6 protein-coding genes are annotated in these 5763 nt (G+C 42.1%); 1 reads left to right on the top strand and 5 read right to left on the bottom strand.

Annotation, left to right across the window (positions count from 1 at the left end):
• Positions 1-409: 409 nt before the first annotated feature.
• The 3 genes from ELS82_RS23100 to ELS82_RS23090 form a co-directional block, all read right to left on the bottom strand.
• Positions 410-778 carry a hypothetical protein gene (locus tag ELS82_RS23100; protein ID WP_134837534.1) on the bottom strand — a complete coding sequence of 123 codons (369 nt, stop codon included), beginning with the start codon at positions 776-778 and terminating at the stop codon, positions 410-412.
• A gap of 193 nt (positions 779-971) precedes the next feature.
• A complete protein-coding gene (locus ELS82_RS23095; protein ID WP_244230866.1) occupies positions 972-1367 on the bottom strand; it encodes a hypothetical protein in 396 nt (131 codons plus the stop codon).
• Between the two features lie 3 nt (positions 1368-1370).
• The gene (locus ELS82_RS23090; protein ID WP_244230865.1) at positions 1371-2723 is read right to left on the bottom strand and encodes a hypothetical protein; all 1353 of its coding nucleotides are present in this window, start codon (positions 2721-2723) and stop codon (positions 1371-1373) included.
• Positions 2724-2983: 260 nt separating this feature from the next.
• On the opposite strand from ELS82_RS23090, the gene ELS82_RS23085 reads away from it, so the two are divergent.
• Complete coding sequence (locus ELS82_RS23085; RefSeq protein ID WP_134837533.1) at positions 2984-3739, top strand: hypothetical protein; 756 nt, start codon at positions 2984-2986, stop codon at positions 3737-3739.
• An 863-nt stretch (positions 3740-4602) separates the two neighbouring features.
• Here the strand turns inward: ELS82_RS23085 and ELS82_RS23075 are convergent.
• Positions 4603-4902, bottom strand: a complete 300-nt coding sequence (locus ELS82_RS23075; RefSeq protein WP_134837532.1) for a type II toxin-antitoxin system RelE/ParE family toxin — start codon at positions 4900-4902, stop codon at positions 4603-4605.
• A gap of 8 nt (positions 4903-4910) precedes the next feature.
• A complete protein-coding gene (locus tag ELS82_RS23070; protein ID WP_053340084.1) occupies positions 4911-5153 on the bottom strand; it encodes a type II toxin-antitoxin system Phd/YefM family antitoxin in 243 nt (80 codons plus the stop codon).
• Positions 5154-5763: the final 610 nt, after the last annotated feature.

Genomic DNA, 5763 nt, shown 5'->3' with positions numbered 1-5763 from the left:
CTTCTAGTTTAAGTGGCTTTAAGTCGCTTTTAGGTTCTTAGCCAATCAGCATTTCGGCTTGGCAGTTGCCTCGGCAATTCAGCATTGTTTTGCGCTTTGGTTGGAAAGATAGGGCGCTTGTTGTTTCTTGGTCGGGTTGCCTCATTGGGAAGGGAAGTGGAATTACTCGTTTCTGGTTGGACGCCTTTGGTGGTCAAATTGACCCATACCGTGTGGTTTGCTTCAGAAAACTAGTGAGAAATAGCAGTTCTTTCTCAAGTAAATCATGTGTTTGTGGTAAAACATAACAATAAATTCAAGCAGATTCGTAACGCTCGGCATTTTTGCTTTGAATCAGCTTAAGTGTCTACGGCACAATGGTTTAGTTGGGTAGTAGCGTTACTCACTACTTAATTTGGCGTTAGCCATATCAAGCCCACTTGAGTGTAAATTGATTAAAGTGTCCGAGCTTGTTGAAAGCTTTTGGGTAAAGGATTGCTGCTGAATCTTTGTTTACTATTTCTAGAGAAGTAAGATCACCCAGAAATAAAACGCCTTTATCAGCATCGTTGAGGTCGAAGTCTTTTGTGGTTTCGTGTTCTTTAACGCTAATGTTATCGTATTTCTCAATCGCAACTTGCCCATGTTCTGTATAACTAAAACGCACGATTAGTGTTACATCAGCGAGATTCTGTATGTTTGCACGCTTAACTTGCGAATAGTCAGCATCCATAACAACTCGTTTATCGCCATAAGCTTCTTTATGGTTGAAACCGCGTGTATTTAGAACCATTAGCATGATTGTTGTCCTCAAGAGAGTTTTAAGGGATGATATACCAATTAGTATATGGCTAACAAACAATTTAAGCTGATTCTCAACGCTCGGCGCTTTCGGTTTCAATTAGTTTGGTGATTACGGTGAAGTGCTTAGGCAATGTGGCAGCGTTGCTCACAACTTAATTGGGCGTTATGAGCTATACCATCGTTGCTAGTTAAGGTATAAGTCGCAGCATTTTTGCTAGTATTATGAAGATTCCGGTTCCCCAGAAGCTCCAGTAGCCAAGGGAGTTCATCCACATAAAACATTTGAACTTGAAAGAGTTCGTTTTAGCTCGGTTTTTAATAAAGGGGTAAGCAATGCAATAATTGGTGAACCTACTAGAAATTGAGTAAGGCATTTGATAACGAGGTTTCATATATCCTTTCTCGTCATAGTATTTGCTTAAGCACTTTGCTAGCTGTTTATCGATAAACACAATATGTTTATTACTACCCAAAGAAACTATAGAAAGTATTATTACCCCAGGAATCGCCCAAACAATCAGGTAGCTACCCATAATGATAGCCGGTATTGCAATTAGGTATTCCCATAGTGCAGCATCAGACATATATTATTCCACCACCCAGTCATACAGTTCATAGACACCGTCAATTAGTTCTTTTCCAACGCTAGAGCCTAGCATGCCGCCTACAGTGCCTCCTGTGACAAATGCACCTATTGATGCAACTGCAACAACTGGAGCTGAGGCGCTACCAAGAAGGAGTAGTGTTCCTCCTACGGCCCATGCCGCCATTTTACCACCTAAATATGCGCCTCCGAAGAAAGCTACAACTTCTTTGCTAGTTGTTTTGCTACAGTTTCCTGTTCCATCGACTTTACAAGCTTCATAGATGTTATTCACTCCGCTAGCAGCACCTAGCCCTAAACCAATATAACCAACTCCTTTTGTCGCGGATACTCCAATGGAGACATTGGCAATTCGTTTACCAAGGTTTTTAACAAAACCTGATTTCAATATCTCGTCAGCGTTATGAATCACTGATTTAGTTGACAGTTTGAGGTTGCGTTTTACTTGTGTATAAACGGGTAGCTGTACTGTGCGCTTTGATAGTGCAGCGAATGAACCGTCTAATTTCTTGAATAGTTCGGCACGCTGAGAGACAAATGAGCCATAATTGACTCCGCCAGTACGGCTTGCCATGGCTACTTGACCAGCGTATAGGTCATTAATCTCTAACAAGACACCGTTAATATTATTTAAATGTTGCTGTACTGCTGCTGTAGCCATACCAACGCCTGTAGAAGCGTGGGCGTAAAGGTCAGGGGTATTATCATTGGTATCAGCTTCTTGAATATCTGGTTGTTGGTTTGCGTAGTGGTCAAGAAGCTCTAAGTGTCGACTGACCATAGACACGTGCTCATCGCTGAGCTTGCCGAGTTCTTTACTGGCCGCAGTAGCTTCTTCCTTTAGCTCTGCTAAAGCTTGCTTGTCTTTTGGGGTAGTGGGTTCACTTGTTGGAACAATAATGATTTCACCCTGTTTCACAGGGTTGTTCAGGTGTACGTTACATTGTTTGATATAGCGCTTTTGTGTGTTGGTTGTTTCGGCAGTAAACAGTTCTTCCCAGACCTGTTCAAGTGGTCTGGTTTGCTTGTTTTGTGTCCACCCAAGTAAAAATTGGTTTTGTTTTTCAGCTTGTAGCTTTGCCCAGCCTTTTTCTGCTTCTTCGTATCGTTCTTGGCGTTGTCGTTCGATTTTCTCTCTAGTCGTTTCTTTGGGTACAACAGGCTCAGGTGCTATGTGAACAGAGGCAAATTTAGAACCAGAAGCAAAGTTCTTTCTTGTCGCAGTTTCTATGGCGGCCCTACTGGCTTGCACTTTTCTGTGGTTGTCGCATGAAGGACAGGTACAGGTTTTAGGGTCTTTCCAAATTGGACAGCGGTATTCTCGTTGTTTTATCATCGTAAGCCGAGGTTTTGACGTTGGAATGTGGTGATAATACCCCTAAAAGTTCACAGGTAAAAACTTGCCCAAAACGAGACATAGTCACCCCCTTTAAAACGCTCATAACAAGCAATTTAAGAGGGATTCACAACGCTCGGCATTTTTGCTTCTACTTCAAATTTAGTGTTTATGGCACAATGCTTTAGGTTTGGGTGGAAGCGTTGTTCACCCCTTAATTGGGCGTTAACTGCTTTCAATTAGTTTGAGAACGGAGATAAATGAATAAGCAAAGTTTGTACGAGCTCTATGAGAAAACGTACTTTCATGAAATGGAAGTGCGGGAAAAGTTAGTAGGTAGGGTTCAAATTAATTTCGCACTGATAGCTACGGGCTTTGCGGTACTAAGCTACATGATCAGAATGTTAGATTTTGAGCAGAATCATCCCGTTATTGGCATTTTCATACTTTCCGTATTGACTTGTTTAGTGCTAGCTATTTTTTGTGTAAGACATCTGGTCAAAGCCTTTTGGGGAAATGAATACGAAGGGATGCCAATAGCGAGCGAAATTGACAACTACAGAGCTGAACTCTTAGAGCATGCTGAGAGTATTAGAACTTACAACACTCAATATCCAGAGGCAGCACAACCAGAAGTCGACGTAGACCAACAGGTTTCTGACTTTGTGTACAATAAGTTTCGGGATTGCTCTTCTCACAATACAAAAGTAAATGACATTCGCTCTGAGCATGTACATAAATCTTTCGGTTGGCTTCTGTATTCAAGCATACCTTTCATAATAGCATCTTCATTATTTGTTGTTGGTAACTTGGACGTATCTTCTCCGAGAAAAGAAACTCCAATAATTAATCAGACTTTAAATCAGCAACTAACTGCTATTGCTATTTCATTAGAACAATTAAACCAATCACAAGGAGTGACTATGTCCAATAAAACACCGCCGCCTCCACCACCGCCAGCTAAGCCACCTTCAAGGCGCGTGATACAAAAAGATCAACCAGAGAGAAAAATGTAGGTAATCAAAATGTCTGAGAAAAAACCAGCACCACCGCCACCTAAAGCGCCAACTCCTCCGGGAACAAGGTACTTGAAAGACGAGGCTCCAAAGCCTAAGAAGTAACGCAGTTAACAAACTGTTTAAGAGTGATTCGCAACGCATGGCATTTTTACTATGCGTTGCGTTTAGTGTTTAAGGTGGTATGCGGAAGCTTAGGTATTGCGTTGCTCACACCTTAACAGGGCGTTATGTTTACTTGTATTTCAATGGTTTAAATGATTTGGGCTTTAGTTCTTTGTCCCTCTGGCAGTTTGTTCCTAGTAGACTCAGCAAATCCGCATTGTCGGTCTAAGTTCTTGAATCTCTCAGCCCGTAAAACATGTCAATGTTCGCGGGTTGCTTCATTGTCAGGTCGTGGCGGTCGGTTTCATGTTTAACTGGCTCAAAGCCGCTTTTAGGTTCTTAGCCAAGTAGCACTTCGGTTTGGCAGTTGCCTCGGCAATTCAGCATTGTTTTGCGCTTTGGTTGGACAGAAAGGGCGCTTGTTGGTACTTGGTCGGGTTGCCTCATTGGGCAGGGAAGTGGAATTACTTGCTTTTAGGTTGGTCGCCTTTGTCGGTCAAGTTGGTTTCAGCCTTGTGGTTTGCTTCAGAAAACTAGTTAGAAATGGCAGTTCTTTCTCAATTAAATCATGTGTTTGTGGTAAAACATAACAATAAATTTAAGAGTGATTCACAACGCTTGGCATTTTCGGTTTGAATTGGCTTAAGTGTTTACGGCACAATGGTTTAGTTTCCGTGGTAGCGTTGCTCACTACTTAATTTGGCGTTAGTTTACCAATCAGGCTCCGCACCCTAACTGTGATTGTTAGGGCGTGAATATTATTTCAAATGATTCTGAGGCAGTTGCGATTGACCAAGAACGGCCACGATCAGAATAAAGCCGTCTTCTTTGGTAAAGTAGGCTGTGTGCTTGCCAACAGGGAAGTAGAAGCCACCAGGGTACAACTCATCACAGTTTCTTCCAACTGCTGGATTGTCAGCGAGCATTTGAAAAGCAGTTAGTAGGCTGTCTCTATAGCTATTCCATTGGAGTTCGGAAAAGTTCGTAACGGTGTAGCTTTTAATTTTACGCAAATGGCTTTGTGCTAATTTGCTTAGCTTATATTTGTTCGTTTGCATACTTCAAGTTACAGGCTCTTCAAGAATGTTTCGCCATCAACGGCATTACCTTGTGCTAGGTCTTCTTTTGCTGCCTCAAAGCAATGTCTAATGTAATCAGCTTTCATGGCTTCAAGTTCTTCGTAGTCCTGAATAGACATAACAACGACAGCATCTTTGCTGTTCTTGCTGATTTTTACAGGCTCTCGTTGAGCACTAAGAAGTAGTTCGCCAAAATTACGTTTAGCGTCATTTGCTGTTAATGTATGCATGTTAAAGCTCCAAACTTGAGTTGCTAGTAAGAGTATAATCGTTTGTGCGAAATGTTCAATTTAATTAAATCGTGCGATTCGTGTGAAAGTTAAACTAACAATAAATTTAAGCAGATTCGCAACGCTTGGCATTTTCAGTTTGAATCAGCTTTAGTGTTTACGGCACAATGCGTTAGGTCAGGTGATGGCGTTGCTCACTACTTAATTTGGCGTTATGTTTACTTGTATTTCAAAGGCTTAAATGTCTTCGGCTCTAGTCCTTTGTCCCTCTGGCAATCCGTCCCTAGTAGACTCAGCAAATCCGCATTGTCGGTCTAAGTTCTTGAATTTCTCAGCCCGTAAAACATGCCAATGTTCGCGGGTTGCTTCATTGTCAGGTCGTGGCGGTTGGCTTATTGTTTAACTGGCTCAAAGTCGCTTTTAGGTTCTTAGCCAATCAGCATTTCAGCTTGGCAGTTGCCTCGGCAATTCACTATTGTTTTGCGCTTTGGTTGGAAAGACAGGGCGTTTGTTGAAGCTTAGTCGGGTTGCCTCATTGGGCAGGGAAGTGGAATTACTGGTTTTGGGTTAGTCGCGTTTGGCGGCCAAGTTGGTTCTTGCCTTGTGGTTT

The organism is Vibrio ouci (assembly GCF_004551525.1).
Classification (GTDB): Bacteria; Pseudomonadota; Gammaproteobacteria; order Enterobacterales; family Vibrionaceae; genus Vibrio; species Vibrio ouci.
The sequence above is the reverse complement of the archived record's forward strand: the minus strand, read 5'-3'. Positions and strand labels throughout refer to the sequence as shown.